Below are 18,320 nucleotides of genomic sequence, written 5' to 3' on the forward strand. Positions count from 1 at the left end.
TTGTGCTGTCCCGGCAGAAGGGACGCGGAAAGAGAAAGGACTTGTTATGAAGATCATTCTGGTGGGCGGCGGCAAGGTTGGTACTGCGCTGGCGCGGCAGCTCAGTGAGGAAGACCATAATGTGACCATTGTGGATACCAACAAAGCGCGTGTAGAGCACCTGACTGAAAGCTACGATGTGCTGGGCATCGTGGGCAACGGTTCCTCGATCACCACGCTGGCAGAGGCCGGCATTGAAGACGCGGATGTGTTCATTGCCGTGACCGGTTCGGATGAGCTAAACCTGCTGTGCTGCATGTTTGCCAAAAAGGCGGGCCACTGTCATGCAATTGCCCGTGTGCGCAACCCGTCCTACAGTCATGAGCTGGACTTTATCAAAAAGCAGATCGGCATTTCGGCCATCATCAATCCGGAAATGGCTGCAGCAAAGGAGATCTCCCATCTGCTGCGCTTCCCGGGTGCAAGCAAGATCGACACCTTTGCAGACGGCCGTGTGCGGCTGATCAAGTTTGCACTCACTGCAGAGCAGGGGCTGGATGGCGTGGCCATCCGCGAGATCCCCACCCGCCTGAAGAGCGACATTCTGGTGTGTGCAGTGGAGCGCAGCGGCGGCGTGATCATCCCGAACGGTAACTTTGTACTGCAGAACGGCGATCAGGTCACCTTCCTTGCAACACAGGATAAGGCCCACGAGTTCTTCCAGCGCATCCACCTGCCGGTGCGCCCGGTGCGCAATGCCTTCATCGTGGGCGGCGGTGCCATCGCCTTCTATCTGAGCCAGGAGCTGCTGGAAAACCACGTGCGTGTGCGCATCGTGGAGCGCGACCCTGCCCGCTGCATGGAGCTGGCCGAGCAGCTGCCCGGCGCACAGATCCTGAACGAGGACGGCTCCAACCGCGAATTCCTACTCTCGGAGGGCATGGAGTCCACCGAGGCTTTTGTGGCCCTGACCAACATCGACGAGGAGAATGTGCTGCTGACTCTGTTTGCCAAAAAGCACTCCAAGGGCAAGCTGGTCACCAAAGTCAACCGTCTGGAGTTCGATGATATTCTGGCCGGTCTGGATCTGGGCAGCGTGGTCTACCCCAAGTACATGACCTGCGATTACATCGTGCAGTATGTGCGTGCACTGCAGAACGAAGCGGGCAGCAACATCAAGACGCTGTACCGCATTCTGGACGACCGCGTGGAAGCGCTGGAATTTACCGTCCACGAGAAGAGCGCTGCCACCGGTGTCCCCCTGAGCCAGCTGCACCTGAAAAAGAATCTGCTGCTGTGCTGCATCACCCGCGGCCATCAGATCCTGATCCCGCGCGGCGGCGACCAGATCCAGGTGGGCGACAACGTGATCGTGGTCACGCTGGAGCATGGTCTGCATGACCTGCGCGATATTCTGGACAAGGGCGCAGAGGGTTGACGGAGGCAGACTATGAATTATGCGATCGTTTTCCGTCTGCTGGGCTATGTCATGCTGATCGAGGGTGCGCTGCTGCTGCTGCCCGCAGCGGCCAGCTGGATCTACGGCGAATGGTTCGTGCTGGGCGTGTTTCTGATCACGGCGGCAGTCAGCGCCGCCATCGGCTACGCCCTGCGCGGCATCAAGCCTAAAAGCAAGATGTTCTATATGCGGGAGGGCTTTGCTGCTACCTCGCTGAGCTGGATCGTCATTTCCATCGTGGGCGCCGTTCCGTTTGTGGTGACGGGCTGCATCCCGAACCCGGTGGATGCCCTGTTTGAGACGGTGTCCGGCTTTACCACCACTGGTGCCAGCATCCTGCCCGGGGTAGAGGATCTGCCCAAGGGCATCCTGTTCTGGCGCAGCTTCACCCACTGGATCGGCGGCATGGGCGTTCTGGTGTTCCTGCTCTCGCTGCTGCCCCTGACCGGTGGCTCCCACGTCAACCTGATGAAGGCAGAAAGCCCCGGCCCTCAGGTGGATAAGCTGGTGCCCAAGGTGCAGTCTACCGCAAAGATCCTGTACGGCATCTACTTTGCACTCACCGTGCTGGAGGTGGTATTCCTGCTGCTGGGCGGCATGCCGCTGTTTGAGTCCATGCTCACGGCCTTCGGTACGGCGGGCACCGGCGGCTTCGGCTTCAAGAACGACAGCTTTACCAGCTTTTCTCCCTACATCCAGTGGGTCGTGACCATCTTCATGATCCTGTTTGGTGTCAACTTCAATGCCTACTTCCTGCTGCTGCTGCGCAAATTCAACCGCGCCATCAGCGAGGAAGTGCGCGGCTACTTCGCCATTATTCTGGTGGCAATTGGCATTATCACGGCCAATATCTACAGCCTTTATAACAGCTTTGGCGAAGCGGTGCGTCAGGCAGCCTTTCAGGTGGGCTCCATCATCACGACCACTGGCTTTTCCAGCTGCGATTTTGACCTGTGGCCCACTCTCTCCAAAGAAATTCTGGTGGTGCTCATGTTCATTGGTGCCTGCGCAGGCAGCACCGGCGGCGGCATCAAGGTGAGCCGCCTCCTCATTCTGGGCAAGACCCTTGGCAAGGAGCTCAAGCAGGCGCTGCACCCACAGGTGGTGGCCCCCGTCCGCATGGACGGCAAGCTGCTCAACCACGAGACCATTCGCACCACCAATGTGTTTATGGGCGCGTATTTCTTCATCTTCGTGGTATCCTTCCTGCTCATCAGTCTGGATGGCTTTGATATGGTGACGAACTTCACAGCCATTGCAGCTACTTTGAACAACATCGGCCCGGGCCTTGCGCAGGTAGGCCCCATGATGAACTTTGGCAGCTTTACGAACCCCGCAAAGCTGGTGATGATCTTCGACATGCTGGCCGGCCGTCTGGAGATCTTCCCGATGCTGGTGCTGTTCGTGCCGGATACATGGCGCAGATTCTAAAAAGCAATTATAAAAAGCCATCTGTGATCTCCTGCTCGTATTGAGCATTTGGAGAGATACAGATGGCTTTTTTGCGCGTAACGGTAAGCTGCACAAACCCTTCTCTTTTCGGGGAAGGCGGATCTGCGAAGCAAAGACGAAGAAGCTTTTATACTTCCACTTTTTCCTGTGCCCGGTACTGCAGGGCTTCCAGCACACAGTCCTCATCCAGCAGCTGTTTGCCTGCCAGATCGGCCACCGTGCGGGCCACCCGAAGGATGCGGTCATGAGCGCGGGCGGAAAGGCCCAAAGCGTCGTAGGAGGCACGCAGCAGCCGCTCGGCGGCGGGGGTCATGCGGCAGACGCGCCGCACCTGCCCGGCGGTGAGCTGGGCGTTGCAGAGTACACCCTCAAAACCCGGGGCGGCATAGCGCTTTGCCTGAATGGCCCGGGCGGCAAGCACCTGTTTGCGCAGATCGGCGCTGCTCTCGGAAGGGACGACGGCGTGCAGCTCGTCAAAGGCGATGGGGTCCATCTCCACGCACAGGTCGATGCGGTCCAGCAGCGGGCCGGACACACGGCTGCGGTACTGCCGCACAGCACTGGGCGAACAGGTGCACTGCCGGGTGGGGTGGCCGTAGTAGCCGCATTTGCAGGGGTTCATGGCGGCTACCAGCTGGAAGCGGCTGGGATAGGTGGCACTGCCTGCCGCTCGGCTCACGGTGATCTGGCCGTCCTCCAGCGGCTGGCGCAGCACTTCCAGACTCTCGCGGGAGAACTCCGGCAATTCGTCTAAAAACAGCACACCGCAGTTGGCAAGGCTGCACTCGCCGGGCCGGAACTGTGCGCCGCCGCCAGCCAGAGCTGCGGCACTGGCCGAGTGGTGCGGGCTGCGGAAAGGCCGTGCAGAGATCAGGCCCCGACCCTGCGGCAGCTGCCCTGCAATAGAATAAATTTTAGTGGTCTCCACGGCTTCCTCGCGGGTGAGCGGCGGCAGGATGCCGGGCAGACGCTTTGCCAGCATGGATTTGCCGGTGCCGGGTGCGCCAATGAGCAATACATTGTGTCCGCCTGCGGCAGCAATGACCATAGCCCGCCGCGCCAGCGACTGGCCCATCACGTCCGCAAAATCCGGCACCTGTGCCCATGCGTCTGCAGGGTCAAAGGGAACAACAGCCGCCGGGGCAAGCGGGGAGATGCCGCGCAGGGCATCTACAACTTCGCGTGCCGTGTGGGCGGGGTAGACGGCCATGCTGTCGGCACAGGCCTCGGCTGCTTCGGCGGCATTCTCGGCAGGTACATACAGGGCGTGGATGCCATTTTCTGCTGCAGCCAGCGCCATGGGCAGCACGCCGGAAACCGGCCGCAAGGTGCCGTCCAGTGCCAGTTCGCCCAGAAATGCCGCGTCGGCAGGCACATCCTCCAGCTGGCCGCTGGCAGTGAGCACTGCCAGCAGAAGCGGCAGGTCGTACACCGGGCCGGTCTTGCGCACATCCGCCGGGGCAAGATTGATGGTAATGCGCCGGTCCGGGAACTTGAAGCCCAGATTTTTGATGGCGGCGCGCACACGGTCGGCGCTTTCACGCACAGCGGAATCCGGCAGGCCCACGATGGAAAAGGCAGGCAGACCGCCGGAAATGTCGGCCTCCACTGCCACGGCAAAGCCGCTCAGGCCGTTCAGACCAAAGCTTCTGGTAACAGAATACATGTTGTTCTCCCTTATCCCAGCGGATGATATGACGGAAAAGAATTGGCAAAAGTGGAAAATATTGGATGATTATGTCATACTTCGACACAAAAATACTTCTGAATTCATTATAGTAAAGGGCAGGAAAGATGTCAATGCGATAGAGAGGAGAGAGTTTTCCATGATGAGCAAAGAATACTGCCGCTATATCCGTACATATTCAGAACTGGAAGGGCTGCAGCATGCCCACACCCTTGTATATTGCGGTGCCGCCGCTGCGCAGGGCGTTGTAATGGAGCTGCGGCAGGAGCAGGATGGCCGGGTGCGCCGCAGCGCGGTGCTGCTGCAGGACAGTTTTGCCCGGGCAATGCAGCTGCTGCGCTACCTGTGTGAAAACAGCGTCGGTTTGGAGCAGTGGCTGGACGTTCTGGACGATGCAGGCCAGAGTTATGAACTGCTGGAAAATGCAGGCGAGGCCGGGATGGTTCCCGACTTTACCGGGAAAAACTTGGAATTTTGTGCCATATGCCGGTTTTGAACTGCAAATCTTGTTGCAGATTACGCAATTGACACATGAACGCGGAGAGTTTATATTATAAGTAGGTTTAACCAAACCTGTTCTTTTTTGCGGAAAAATTTACAAAAGGTAAGGTGTGCAAGATGTATTTGGATGAATATAAGCGCTGGATGGCTGCAGAGCTGGAAGACGCTGATCTGAAGCCGGAGCTGGCCAAGATCGAGGGAAATGATGACGAGATCAAGGACCGCTTTGCTGTGGCTTTGAAGTTTGGCACCGCTGGTCTGCGCGGCGTTCTGGGCGCTGGCACCAACCGTATGAATATCTATGTTGTGCGTCAGGCCACGCAGGGTCTGGCAAACTGGGTCAAGACTCAGGGCGGCAGCCAGACTGTGGCGATCAGCTACGACAGCCGCCTGAAGAGCGATATCTTTGCCAAGACCGCCGCAGGCGTTCTGGCGGCAAACGGTATCAAGGTGCGCATTTACGATGCTCTGATGCCTGTGCCTGCACTGAGCTTTGCTACCCGTTACTACCAGTGCAATGCTGGTATCATGGTCACGGCTTCTCACAACCCGGCCAAGTACAACGGCTACAAGGCCTACGGCCCGGATGGCTGCCAGATGACCGATGCTGCTGCTGCCATCGTGTACGATGAGATCCAGAAGACGGATGTGCTGACCGGTGCAAAGTACATCTCCTTTGCCGAGGGCGTGGAGCAGGGCCTGATCCGCTTTGTGGGCGACGACTGCAAGAAGGCACTGTATGATGCCATCGAGGCCCGTCAGGTGCGCCCGGGCCTGTGCAAGACTGCCGGCCTGAAGCTGGTGTACAGCCCGCTGAATGGTTCCGGTCTGGTGCCTGTCACTCATGTGCTGAACGATATGGGCATCACCGATATCACCATCGTGCCCGAGCAGGAGTACCCCAACGGCTACTTTACCACCTGCTCCTACCCGAACCCCGAAATTTTCGAGGCTCTGAAGCTGGGTCTGGAGCTGGCAACCAAGACTGGTGCCGATCTGATGCTGGCCACCGACCCCGATGCCGACCGCGTGGGCATTGCCATGAAGTGTCCGGATGGCAGCTATGAGCTGGTATCCGGCAACGAGATGGGCGCTCTGCTGCTGGATTACATCTGCGCAGGCCGCATCGAGAAGGGCACCATGCCCAAAAACCCGGTGGCCGTCAAGTCCATCGTATCCACTCCTCTGGCCGATGCCATTGCCGCACACTACGGCGTGGAAATGCGCAGCGTGCTGACCGGCTTCAAGTGGATCGGCGACCAGATCGCAAATCTGGAAGCTGCCGGTGAGGTGGACCGCTTCATCTTTGGCTTCGAGGAGAGCTACGGCTATCTGGCCGGCCCCTATGTGCGCGATAAGGATGCCGTCATCGGTTCCATGCTGATCTGTGAAATGGCCGCTTACTACCGCAGCATCGGTTCCTCCATCAAGCAGCGTCTGGAAGAGATCTATAAACAGTATGGCCGCTACCTGAACAAGGTGGACAGCTTCGAGTTCCCCGGCCTGACCGGCATGGAGAAGATGGCTTCCATCATGCAGAAGCTGCGTGATAACCCGCCCGCCGAGCTGGCTGGCCACAAGGTGGTCAAGGTGACCGACTACAAGAAGCCCGAGGAGACCGGCCTGCCTGCAGCAAACGTGTTGATCTACAGTCTGGAAAACGGTGCGACCGTTGTGGTGCGTCCCTCCGGCACTGAGCCGAAGATCAAGACCTATTTCACCACTCTGGGCAAGGATCTGGCTGAAGCACAGGCACAGAAGGATGCTCTGGCTGCTGCCATCGAGCCGATCCTGAAGTAAACTCCATCAAGAACAAGTTTGTGCCCCTCTGCTGTGTGCAGAGGGGCATTTTTGCTGTAGAATATTGGTTGCAGTTTGGGAAGTTATACGCTATAATAAAATATGGCTTACTATAGGAATCGGGCAGGTGAAGAAATTGGAAAAGAGAGTATCCGCAGTACTGGTGGCGGCGGGGTCTTCCACACGCATGGGCTTTGACAAGCTCAGCTTTGATCTGGGCGGCGAGACCGTGCTGCACCGCAGCATCCGCGCGTTTGAACAGGATCCGCTTGTCACGGAGATCGTGCTGGTGGCCGGTAAGAACCGCGCCTTTGTGGAGCAGCAGGCAGCAGACTGCACAAAGCCTGTGCAGATCGTAACGGGCGGCACCACCCGCGCCGAGAGCGCAAAAAACGGCGTGCTGGCGGCAGCAGGGGAGCTTGTGGCAGTGCACGACGCGGCAAGACCCTTCGTCAGTCAGGCCGTCATCACAGCAGCGCTGGAAGCAGCGGCCCGGTGCGGCGCAGCTGCACCTGCCGTACCGGTAAAGGATACCATCAAGGCTGCAGCGCGCGGCGACGGAAAGACCGTGCCGGATGCCTGCCTTGTGTACACAACGCCCGACCGCAGCACCCTGTATGCGGTGCAGACCCCTCAGTGCTTTGACCGCGCAGAGTACCTTGCTGCGCTGGAAGAGCTGGATGCCGAAAAAGCCCGCCTTGTCACCGACGACTGCAGCCTGTTCGAGCTGACCGGCCGCGCCGTGCAGCTGACGCAGGGCGATTACGCCAATTATAAGATCACGACCCGCGAGGACTTGCCCCGCCCGGAACAGAAAGAGGAACACAAAATGCGCATTGGACATGGTTATGACGTGCACCGTCTGGTGGAAGGCCGCAAGCTGATCCTGGGCGGCGTGGAAGTGCCTTTTGAAAAAGGCCTGCTGGGCCACTCGGATGCAGATGTGCTGGCCCATGCGGTGATGGATGCTGTGCTGGGTGCCGCTGCGCTGGGGGATATCGGCCAGCATTTCCCGGACAATGACCCGGCCTACTCCGGTGCCGACAGCCTGAAGCTGGCCCGCCGTGTGGCCGAAATTTTAAAGGAGCACGGCTTCCGCATTGAAAATATCGACGCGACGCTGTTGTGTCAGCGGCCCAAGCTTGCGCCGTACATTCCGGCCATGCGCCAGAATCTGGCCGATGCCTTCGGCCTGCCGGTGGATGCCGTGAGCGTAAAGGCCACCACCGAGGAACATCTGGGCTTTACCGGTGAGGGGCTGGGCATTGCCGCCCACGCTGTTGCCCTGATCGAAACACTGTAAACGGGAGCGTGTACCAATGACTCTGAACGCGATCATTGCAAATTTCCAGACCTTCAAACTGGTCGATTTGCTGGATATCATCATCATTTCCTTCCTGATTTACCAGCTGCTGGGCATTGTCAACCGCACCCGCGCCGGCCAGCTGTTCAAGGGTGCGCTGCTGGTGATGGCCGTCTATCTGGTGGCAGAAACGCTGAACATGCGTACCGTCACATGGCTGCTGAACTCACTGCTGCAGGTGGGCCTGCTGACGCTGGTGGTGCTGTTCCAGCCGGAGATCCGCCGTGCGCTGGAGCGCATGGGCCAGACCGACCAGTGGGCCGCCAAGCTGTTCAATGTCAAAGGCCGCTACAACGATCCCAGCCTGAAGGGTGCATGGCGCAGCGCCATCATTGCCATCTGCGATGCGGCAGAGCGCTTTTCTGAGACTAAGACCGGTGCACTGATTGTGCTGGAACGCCACACGAACCTTTCGGAGATCGTGCGCACCGGCACGCCGGTGAACAGTGCGGTCAATCTGGAAGTGCTGGGCACCATTTTCTACGAGGGCACGCCCCTGCACGATGGTGCTGCCATCATTGAGAATGGCCGCATCAAAGCCGCGGGCTGTGTGCTGCCGCTTTCCAACAATCTGGATCTTGGCAAGGATATGGGCACCCGTCACCGCGCCTGCCTTGGCATTGCCGAAAATTCCGATGCCATCGCCATCGTGGTCAGCGAGGAGACCGGCATCATCTCCATGGCAAAGAACGGCGTGCTGATCCGCCATTTTGACCGCCAGACCCTGTATACCCGTCTGGTGGATGAGATGATCCCTAAGGAGACCACCACCGAAAAGACGACGGTCAGCGGCTGGCGCGGTCAGCTGGACCGTCTGTGGAAATGGGTCAGCCAGAAGGAGGACGATGCGCAATGAACAACGAACCCAACAAGAAAAATGGCGCAAAGCCTGCGGTCGCCCATAAGAAAAACATTCTGGACGACCGCCGCATCCGGCTGGCACTTTCGGTGCTGGGTGCCATCGTTGCATGGATGGTGGTCACCATCATCGTCCAGCCCGGCACCAGCAACACCATCTACAATGTGCCGGTGGATTATACCTACGATTCCGCTGCTTACACCTCTCGGGGCTTGAGCATCGTCAGCGCCGAGGATAAGACCGTGAACCTGAAAATCTCCGGCGACGGATACACCATCGGCGGGCTGACGGCTTCCGACTTTGTGGTCTACCCGGATTTTTCCAGCGTACGCGACAGCGGCGAAAAGACCCTGCGCCTGCTGGTACGCGGTGCCAACGGCCTGCTGAACGGTGTGACCGTGACCATGGAAGGCAATGACAACACGGTGGATGTGGTGTTTGACGTGGTGGAGGAAAAGACCCTGCCTGTGACCATTACCACCAACTACCTGACCATCGCGGACGGTTATATCCTTTATAGTACGGATGTTTCCAAGGAGAATATCACCCTTTCCGGCCCCAGCAGTGAGCTGAATAAAGTTGCTACCTGCACTGCAGAGGTGACCTACAGCGGCGAACTGACCGAGTCCATCACGCTGAACACGCCGCTGCGCTTCTATACCTCCGGCGGCAAGGAAGTCAAGTTTGAGTACACGGAGCTGGAAGAGAACAGCGTGGATGTGACCTTGCAGGTGTACAAGATGGCAACGCTGCCGGTGGACGTGAATTTCATCAATGCACCGCGTGATTTTGATGATTCGATGCTGGTATATGCACTCAGCCGCAAGCAGCTCAAGGTGGCAGGTCCGGCAGATAAGATCGATATGCTGTCCACGCTGCCCATCGGCAATATCGACCTTTCCACCTTTGCACTGAACAAGAGCTATGAGCTGCCCATCGACCTGCCCGCAGACATCTATCTGCTGGATAACATTTCCACCATAACGGTCAGCTTTGACTGCTCCAATCTGGGAACCAAGACCATGAACCTGCCCAATACCTGCGTGCAGGTGGTCAACCTGCCCTCTACCTACCAGCTGACGGTGCAGACCGAACGCCTGATGAATGTAACGCTCTGCGGCCCCAAGGGCGCGATCGAAACGCTGACCCCGGAGCAGGTGGTCATTGAGATCGATGCCGAGGATTTCTCGGTGGCGACCGGCGAGCAGAACATCGCCTGCCGCCTGTATGTGCCCTCCAACGGCAAGATCTTTGCACTGGGCAGCTATGTGCTGCAGTGCCGCATCGAAAGCAACTGAAACAAAAAGGAACACACGATAACATGATTCTGGTTCGCAACATCCGTCTGCCGCTCTCTGCCGGAGAGCCGCAGGCATTTGAAAAAGCCCTGCACGCCGCCCGCATCCCGCGCGGAAAGGTGCAGCATCTGGGCGTGGCAAAGCTCTCGGTGGATGCCCGCCACGGCCAGCCCAAGCTGGTGTATACCGTGGCTGTCACCCTGAAAGAACCTGCCGAGGAAGCGGCTTTTGCAGCCCGCTGTGGTGATGCTTCTCTGCAGCAGAAGGTGGATTTTTCGGTGCAGAATGGCATCCAGCCACTGGCACATCGGCCTGTGGTGTGCGGCCTTGGCCCGGCGGGCCTGTTTGCAGCGCTGCTGCTGGCCCGGCAGGGCTATCAGCCCATTGTGCTGGAGCGCGGCCCGGCGCTGGACGAGCGCGTAAAGGCGGTGGAACATTTTTCTGCTACCGGCGAACTGGATGTGAATGCGAACATTCAATTTGGCGAGGGCGGTGCCGGTACCTTTTCGGATGGCAAGCTGACCACCCGCATCGGCGATGAGCTGTGCGGCTTTGTTACCGAGGTGTTCCTGCAGCACGGTGCGCCGGAGGAGATCGCCTGGAAGCAGAAGCCCCATGTGGGCACCGACCTGCTGCGCGGTGTGATCACCTCTATCCGCAAGGAGATCGAAGCTCTGGGCGGTGAGGTGCATTTCAACACGGCCCTGACCGGCTTTGAACAGAAAAATGGTCAGCTCACCGGCATTTTTACCACAAATGGCACCTTTGCCTGCGAAGCTTTGGTGTTCGCGGTGGGCCACTCGGCCCGCGATACCTTCGGGATGCTGATGGACGGCGGCCTGCAGCTGGAATGCAAGCCGTTCAGCGTGGGCTTCCGCGCCGAGCATCTGCAGAGTGAGATCGAAAAGAGCTTATATCACGAGGCTGCCGGGCATCCGGCTCTGCCGCGGGGCGAGTATCAACTCTCCCAGCATGTGGGGGAGCGGTGCGTTTACACCTTCTGCATGTGCCCCGGCGGGCAGGTGGTGGCATCGGCCAGCGAGGAAGGCCGTGTAGTGACCAACGGCATGAGTTTCCACGCCCGCAATGGCAAAAATGCCAACGCGGCCGTGGTGGTGAGCGTGGGAGGCAAGGACTTTGCAGACGATCCGCGCCGGGCCATCGCGTTCCAGCGGGAGCTGGAAGCCAGAGCCTACGCCGCTGGGCGCAGTGCAGGGGAGTATGCCGCTCCGGCAGAGAACATCCAGAGCTTTCTGGAAGGGCGCGGCCAGCTGAACATTGGACGCGTGCAACCTACCTATGACCGCGGCGTTGCTGCGGCAGACCTCGGCACACTGCTGCCGCAGGAGCTGGCCGAAACGCTGCGGGCGGGCCTGCGCGCCTACGAGCGCAAAATTGCGGGTTATACCGCGCCGGAAGCGATCCTTACGGGTCTTGAGACCCGCACCAGCAGCCCGGTGCGGCTGAAGCGGGAAGAAAATTTTGAATGCACCCAGCTGGCAGGTCTGTATCCCTGCGGCGAGGGTGCCGGATATGCGGGCGGCATCATGAGCGCCGCCGTGGATGGCCTGCGGGTGGCCCGCGCCATCATCAGCCGGTATGCACCGGCAGAAGGGTGAGAAGAATTTGATGAACGATCGTGAAAACGATACAATGAGAGAAAATGAGGGCCGTCAGGTGCAGCAGGAGCTGGAAAACCAGCTGCGCGCCTTTGGCGATACCGTGTCGGATGCCTTTGCCCATGGCTTTGAGGGCAAAGGGGAGGACATTGGCGACCGCGCCTATGGTGTGGGCCGTGCGGCGGTGAATGCTGCAAACTTTGGCCTTGGCGAAGCGGCAAAGGCGTTCCGCAGCAGCCGGGAGGAATACTACCGCAGCCGCCAGAATGCGCAGAATACGAAAAAACAGGGCTTGAATGAGGACAATATCAACGCGCAGGCCGCAGGTGTTTCCGGCTGGTTCCGGCAGATGTTCGGCAAGGCGGAGACGACCCCGGCAGACGAGATCCGTGCCAGTGCCAAAAAGCGGTACAGCGCAGGCTGCGCATTGCTGGCAGTCGGCATCACGTTTACGGTGATCTTTGGCATCACGGCGGTTTCCTGTCTGGGTGCGGCGGGCCTGTTTACGCCCAATGCGGCGGTTCTGCAGGCCCTTCTGCAGGACAGCTTTATGGCTGAAAATGCTGCAGCCATGGGCAGCTTTGCGCTGGGGGCGGTGCGGATCACCGGCTGGTGCTTTGCGGCTGTCACCGCCGTGTTCGTGTGGATGATCACTGCCGGTGCGTCCCGCCTGAAGGCCAGCAAGACGCTGCTCCGTCTGGCCGAGGCAGCAGAAGGCTTTGACTGCAAAAAGGGCCTGCCGCTGGAAGCCGTGGACGAGAAAAAGGCCCGTGCCCTCAAGCGGGTGCGCAGATTCATCCGCAATGGCTGGCTGAGTGCATGGGTGGACGAAAAAGCGGAAAAGCTTTACCTGACTGCTGAGGATTACCGTGCCGCGCAGGAAGCTGCCGCAGCCTCCAAGGCACCGCCGCAGCCGGAACCGGCGACAGAAAAAACAGACGATGTGCCGCTCAATCTTGAGACAGCGCGCCGCTTTGCCGCCGTGCTGCAGCAGGAAAAACAGCTGATGCAGGATGCGCAGGGCCGCGAAGAGCTGGACCATATGCAGACCACCACCACTGCCATCTGTGACTGGCTGGAAGCACACCCGGAAAGCCTGCCCAAGGCCCGCCGCTTTGCGGAATACTATATTCCCACCACCCTCAAGCTGCTGCACACCTACAACGATGTGCAGGGCCAGCAGGGCGAAAACGCCGAGACCATCCGCCGCGATATCGCGGGCATCCTTCACACGCTGAATCAGGCCTACGACACCCTGTATGATACGCTGCTCTCGGATGTAGCGATGGATGTCTCTTCTGAGATCGCCGCCCTGCAGGGAATGCTGGCCAACGACGGCCTGACGGGAGGAAATTTTGAATGACCTACCGTGCATGGAATCTGAAGCCGCTGGACCGTGCCGCGCTGCGGGAGCTGACGCAGGCGATTGCGGAGCAGGCCACCGAAGAACTGGAATATAACGCACAGAACGACGAGCCGTGGAGCGAGCAAAAATATGCGGCCGCCCTTGCCGCCCAGCAGAAGGAAAATGCCCTGTTGGCGGGCGTGCTGACGGCACGCGGCATCACCGACCCTACCGAAGCACTGACCCTGCTTGCCGGTGAGGAAGAATTGAGCGACCCTTCGCTGCTCACCGATATGGACAAGGCCTGCGAGCGCATCTGGCGGGCCATTGACGAGGGCGAGACCATTGTGGTGTTCGGCGATTATGACGTGGACGGCGTGACGGCCACGGCCCTGCTGTACCAGCATCTCAAGGGCATGGGGGCTACCGTAAAATGTATGCTGCCCAGCCGCGAGGGCGACGGCTACGGCCTTTCGCGCAATGCCATCCGTTCCATCCACGATAAGGGCTGCAAGCTGATCGTGACGGTGGATAACGGCATTTCTGCTGTGGAAGAAGCCGATTATGCCGCTGAACTGGGCATTGACCTGATCATTACCGACCATCATCTGCCGCCGGAAACTCTGCCCAAGGCCATTGCCGTGGTAGACCCCCGTCGTGAGGACGACACCAGTCCCTTCAAGGGCCTGTGCGGTGCGGGCGTGGCGTTCAAGCTGTGTGCCGCACTGGATGGCTGCCCGCCGGAAGAAATGCTGGACTACTGCGGCGACCTTGCCGCTGTGGGTACTGTGGCGGACGTGATGCCGCTTACCGGCGAAAACCGCACCCTTGTCAAGGCGGGCCTGCGCCAGCTGCAGAACACGGACCGTCCGGGTCTGGAAGCATTGCTGGAAGAGGTGGGCCTTGCGGGCAAACCGGTCACCGCAGAAAATGTCAGCTACGCCATTGCGCCCCGCATCAATGCGGCTGGCCGCATGGACAACGCTGTTACGGCTTTGCAGCTGGTGATGTGTGAGGACCCGGACCGCGCCGCAGAGCTGGCCCATAAACTGAACGAGATCAATACAAAGCGTCAGGAGACAGAGCTGCAGATCTTCAAGGCCGCGCAGGAACTGCTGGAACAGGAACCGGAGCGGCTGGAAGACCGCGTGATGCTGCTGTGGGGCCGCGATTGGCACCCCGGTGTCATTGGCATCGTGGCATCCCGGCTGGTGGAACGCACCGGCCGGCCTGTGATCGTGGTGACGATCGACGAGCACGGCGAATGCAAGGGCAGCGGACGCAGCGTGCAGGGCTTCAATTTGCATGCTTGCATTGGTGCCTGCGCAGATCTGCTCATCCGCTACGGCGGCCATGCCATGGCTGCGGGCCTTTCGGTGCGGGAAGAAAATCTGCCCGCTCTGCGCCGCCGCCTGAACGACTGGGCAGCACGGGAATGCCCGGTGCTGCATACCACCCCGCTGGAGTGCGACCTGCCCATCCATCTGGACCGTGTGACCGTGGAAAGTGTGCGGAAGCTCGACCAGCTGGCTCCCTATGGGGCCGAGAACCCGACCCCGGTGTTCCTTTTGCAGAACGCCGTGCTGGATGGGGTATACCCGGTATCGGAGGGCAGGCACAGCCGCCTGCGCCTGCGGCAGGGCAATGCCAGCGTGTATGCCGTGTGGTTCGGTATGCCGCCGGAACGGCTGCCCTATGCCATGGGCGATGTGGTGGATGCTGCGCTGAACCTTTCGGTCTACGATTCGCCCCGGGGCGCACAGCTTTCGGGCCGCATTCTGGACCTGCATCCGGCAGGGCTGGGCACAACGCTTGCGGAGCAGGCTGCTTTTGTGGTGGCGCTGCGCCGCGGCACGCCCCTGACTGAGGAACAGAAAAAGCTTATTACGCCTGAGCGCAGTGATATCGTCACAGTGTACCGTGAGCTGCAGGCGCGCCGCTGGCACGCAGAAGATCTGCAGCCGCTGTGCGCAAAACTGGGCGAGGAAAATACAGGCAAAACACTGGTGGCAGTGACGGCTTTGGAACAGGTGGGCCTGATCGCCGCTGTGGAAAAGGGTGGGGCAAAATATCTGGAGCTTGTGCCTGCGCAGGGCAAAAAGAACCTTGCGGATGCCCCGATCCTGAAATGTTTGGAGGGAATGTAAAATGCCAGAGGGAAAGAAAGCTGCGGTCCCGGCACCCAAGCCGGTGCGGGAAGAAGATCTCTACTCCGCAAAGACCCACCTGCATCAGCCGGTACCGGTGCAGGAAACGGCTACCGTTTCTGCAACAGCACAGCTGGCCGATGCCCCGGAAGGCGCGCTGCCTTCGGAGGTGCGGCCGGAGATCGTTACCTGGGAAAAGCTGTGTGAGGCCATCAAGGCCAGTGGCCGCTCCTACAATATGGAGATGATCAAAAAGGCATATGACCTTGCCAACACTGCCCACAAGGGGGTGTGCCGCCGCAGCGGCGAGCCGTATATCTGCCATCCGCTGGCTGTGGCACGGCTGGTGCTGGATCTTGGTATGGACTCCGAGAGCATTGCTGCGGCCCTGCTGCACGATGTGGTGGAGGACACTCCCACTACACTGGACGACCTGAAAGCCGCCTTTGGCGAGGAAGTTGCCCTGCTGGTGGACGGCGTGACCAAGCTGACCAAGATCCAGTTCTCTAACATTGAGGAACTGCAGGCTGAAAACCTGCGCAAGATGCTGCTGGCCATGAGCCGCGATGTGCGCGTGATGATCATTAAGCTGTGCGACCGGCTGCACAACATGCGCACCGGTGATGCATGGCCGGAACAGAAGCGCCGCGATAAAGCCCGCGAGACCATGGAGGTGTATGCCCCCATCGCCAACCGTCTGGGCATCCTGAACGTGAAGGAAGAGCTGGAAGACCGCAGCCTGCATTACCTTGACCCTGTGGGCTACGAGGAGATCAGCCGGATGCTCAGTGAGCGTGCAGGCGAGGAGTTCCTTGCAAAGGTGTCCGGTGTGATCGAGCGGAGGCTGGCCGAAAGCGGCATTGAGGGCGCTACCATCAAGCGCCGCGTCAAGAGCATTTACGGCATCTATCGCAAGACCATCATGCAGAACAAGTCCTTTGATGAGATCTACGATATCTATGCGGTGCGTGTCATTCTGGATACGCTGGCCGAGTGCTACAGCACTCTGGGCCTCATCCACGATATGTACCATCCGCTGCCCAACCGCTTCAAGGACTATATCTCCACTCCCAAGCCCAATGGCTACCAGAGCCTGCACACCACCGTCATCGGCCACGAGGGCATCCCCTTTGAGGTGCAGATCCGCACCCGCAAGATGGACGAGCAGGCCGAGTACGGCGTTGCGGCCCACTGGAAGTATAAAGAAGGTCTGGATGGCCACGACAAGCTGGACGAACGTCTGGCATGGGTGAGCCAGCTGTTGGAAAACCAGCGCGTCAGCGAGGATTCCGGCAATCTGCTGCACGACCTCAAGAGCGACCTGCTGCCGGAGGAAGTGTTTGCCTTTACCCCCAAGGGCGATGTCATCAACCTGCCTACCGGCGCTACCTGCATCGATTTTGCCTATGCGATCCATTCGGCGGTGGGCAACCGCATGGTGGGCTGCAAGGTGAACAACCGCATGGTGCCCATCGACCACATCGTTTCCACCGGCGAGATCATCGAAGTGATCCTTGGCCCGGCGGACAAAGGCCCCAGCCGCGACTGGCTCAAGATCGTGCGCACCAGCGAAGCGAAGAGTAAGATCCGAAACTGGTTCAAAAAGATGCGCCGCGAGGAAAATATCACGCAGGGACGTGATGCACTGGCCCGTGAGCTGCGCAGGGAAATGATCATCCTTCCGGACGACCAGCTGGACGATTTTATCAACAGCTGTTCCCGCCGCCTGCGCCAGAACAATGCCGAGGAGCTTTATGCCGCCATCGGCTACGGCGGCATGACCATTGCCAACTGCCTGCCCAAGCTCAAGGAGGAGTGGCAGAAGCTGAAAGCTTCGGAGGAAAAGGCCGGGGAAGACCTGCCCAAGGTGGACCTGAGCCGTGTGCACGCTACCGACGGCGTGGTGGTGGAAGGCTTCGATAACACCCCCATCAAGTTTGCCAAGTGCTGCAGCCCGCTGCCGGGCGACCCCATCGTGGGCTTTATCACCCGCGGCTTTGGCGTTTCCATCCACAAGCAGAGCTGCGTGAACGCCATTTCCAGCATGAAGGATCCCACCAACGCCCCCCGCTGGGTCAAGGCGTACTGGGCCGACAGCGTCAAGGACAGCTATAAGGCCGGCATTGAGATCATCGCGCTGAACCGCAACGAGCTGCTGCAGGATGTGCTGGCTGCGCTGGCGGATATCCGGGTGCCCATCTATGCGGTGAACGCCCGTCAGGTGGAAAACAACTGCGCCATGGTCAGTCTGACCATCGGCATCAACAATACCGAGCACCTCAACCGTGTGGTCGCAAGACTTTCCAAGGTGAAGGACGTGCTCAAGGTGACAAGGAGCTAAAACATGCGTGCAGTCATTCAGGCGGTGTCTTCCGCCAGTGTGCGGGTAAACGGCGGTGAGCCGCGGGCCATCGGGCCGGGCCTTATGATCCTGCTGGGTGTCAGGGATACCGACAGTCTGGACATCGTGCCCAAGCTTGCCGATAAATGCGCGGGCCTGCGCATCTTTCCGGACGCAGAGGGCAAGCTGAATCTCAGCGCAAAGGACCTTGGCTATTCGGCTCTGGTGGTGAGCCAGTTCACCCTTTACGGCGACACGAAAAAAGGCTACCGGCCCAGCTTTATCAAGGCCGCAAAGCCGCCGCTCTCCGTGGATGCTTACGAGCTGTTCCTTGCAGAGATGAACAAACAGGGCCTGAAGGATGTTCAGCACGGCGAGTTTGGCGCGGACATGCAGGTGGCTCTTGTGAACGAAGGACCCTGCACCATTATCATCGATACCGACGAGTGGAAGAAAAAGGAGTGACCGCC

Annotated in this window: 13 protein-coding genes; 12 read left to right on the forward strand and 1 reads right to left on the reverse strand. The window is 59.6% G+C overall.

The features are described 5' to 3' along the window. Positions 1 to 46 precede the first annotated feature (46 nt). Together trkA and GKG34_RS00715 are read left to right on the forward strand one after the other, a co-directional pair. Positions 47 to 1,417, forward strand: a complete 1,371-nt coding sequence (gene trkA, locus GKG34_RS00710) for a Trk system potassium transporter TrkA (protein ID WP_005940088.1) — start codon at positions 47 to 49, stop codon at positions 1,415 to 1,417. A gap of 12 nt (positions 1,418 to 1,429) precedes the next feature. After that, the gene (locus GKG34_RS00715; RefSeq protein WP_154255368.1) at positions 1,430 to 2,869 is read left to right on the forward strand and encodes a TrkH family potassium uptake protein; all 1,440 of its coding nucleotides are present in this window, start codon (positions 1,430 to 1,432) and stop codon (positions 2,867 to 2,869) included. 148 nt (positions 2,870 to 3,017) lie between these two features. Here the strand turns inward: GKG34_RS00715 and GKG34_RS00720 are convergent, their stop codons facing one another. Next, positions 3,018 to 4,556 (reverse strand): YifB family Mg chelatase-like AAA ATPase, encoded by a 1,539-nt coding sequence (locus tag GKG34_RS00720; protein ID WP_154255369.1) that lies wholly within the window; start codon positions 4,554 to 4,556, stop codon positions 3,018 to 3,020. A gap of 160 nt (positions 4,557 to 4,716) precedes the next feature. Between GKG34_RS00720 and GKG34_RS00725 the strand changes: the two genes are divergently transcribed. From GKG34_RS00725 to dtd, 10 genes are all read left to right on the forward strand, one after another. Further along, positions 4,717 to 5,073 (forward strand): hypothetical protein, encoded by a 357-nt coding sequence (locus tag GKG34_RS00725; RefSeq protein WP_179859701.1) that lies wholly within the window; start codon positions 4,717 to 4,719, stop codon positions 5,071 to 5,073. Positions 5,074 to 5,195: 122 nt separating this feature from the next. Next, entirely contained in the window at positions 5,196 to 6,878 is a 1,683-nt protein-coding gene (locus GKG34_RS00730; RefSeq protein WP_154255370.1) for a phospho-sugar mutase, read from the forward strand. A gap of 136 nt (positions 6,879 to 7,014) precedes the next feature. Beyond that, positions 7,015 to 8,181, forward strand: a complete 1,167-nt coding sequence (ispF, locus tag GKG34_RS00735) for a 2-C-methyl-D-erythritol 2,4-cyclodiphosphate synthase (protein ID WP_154255371.1) — start codon at positions 7,015 to 7,017, stop codon at positions 8,179 to 8,181. Positions 8,182 to 8,197: 16 nt separating this feature from the next. Beyond that, complete coding sequence (gene cdaA, locus GKG34_RS00740; protein WP_005940107.1) at positions 8,198 to 9,097, forward strand: diadenylate cyclase CdaA; 900 nt, start codon at positions 8,198 to 8,200, stop codon at positions 9,095 to 9,097. Continuing rightward, a complete protein-coding gene (locus GKG34_RS00745; RefSeq protein ID WP_154255372.1) occupies positions 9,094 to 10,398 on the forward strand; it encodes a CdaR family protein in 1,305 nt (434 codons plus the stop codon). Before cdaA ends, GKG34_RS00745 begins: the two co-directional genes overlap by 4 nt. A gap of 23 nt (positions 10,399 to 10,421) precedes the next feature. Beyond that, a complete protein-coding gene (locus GKG34_RS00750) occupies positions 10,422 to 12,017 on the forward strand; it encodes an FAD-dependent oxidoreductase (RefSeq protein ID WP_154255373.1) in 1,596 nt (531 codons plus the stop codon). A gap of 10 nt (positions 12,018 to 12,027) precedes the next feature. After that, positions 12,028 to 13,380, forward strand: a complete 1,353-nt coding sequence (locus tag GKG34_RS00755) for a 5-bromo-4-chloroindolyl phosphate hydrolysis family protein (protein ID WP_243139182.1) — start codon at positions 12,028 to 12,030, stop codon at positions 13,378 to 13,380. After that, on the forward strand, positions 13,377 to 15,509 hold the full coding sequence (gene recJ / locus GKG34_RS00760; protein WP_154255375.1) for a single-stranded-DNA-specific exonuclease RecJ: 2,133 nt from the start codon (positions 13,377 to 13,379) through the stop codon (positions 15,507 to 15,509). Before GKG34_RS00755 ends, recJ begins: the two co-directional genes overlap by 4 nt. 1 nt (position 15,510) lies before the next feature. Beyond that, entirely contained in the window at positions 15,511 to 17,850 is a 2,340-nt protein-coding gene (locus tag GKG34_RS00765) for a bifunctional (p)ppGpp synthetase/guanosine-3',5'-bis(diphosphate) 3'-pyrophosphohydrolase (RefSeq protein WP_154255376.1), read from the forward strand. A gap of 3 nt (positions 17,851 to 17,853) precedes the next feature. Further along, positions 17,854 to 18,315 carry a D-aminoacyl-tRNA deacylase gene (dtd, locus tag GKG34_RS00770; protein WP_005940113.1) on the forward strand — a complete coding sequence of 154 codons (462 nt, stop codon included), beginning with the start codon at positions 17,854 to 17,856 and terminating at the stop codon, positions 18,313 to 18,315. Positions 18,316 to 18,320 lie beyond the last annotated feature (5 nt).

The organism is Faecalibacterium sp. BIOML-A4 (assembly GCF_009679665.1).
Taxonomy (GTDB): domain Bacteria; phylum Bacillota; class Clostridia; order Oscillospirales; family Ruminococcaceae; genus Faecalibacterium; species Faecalibacterium taiwanense.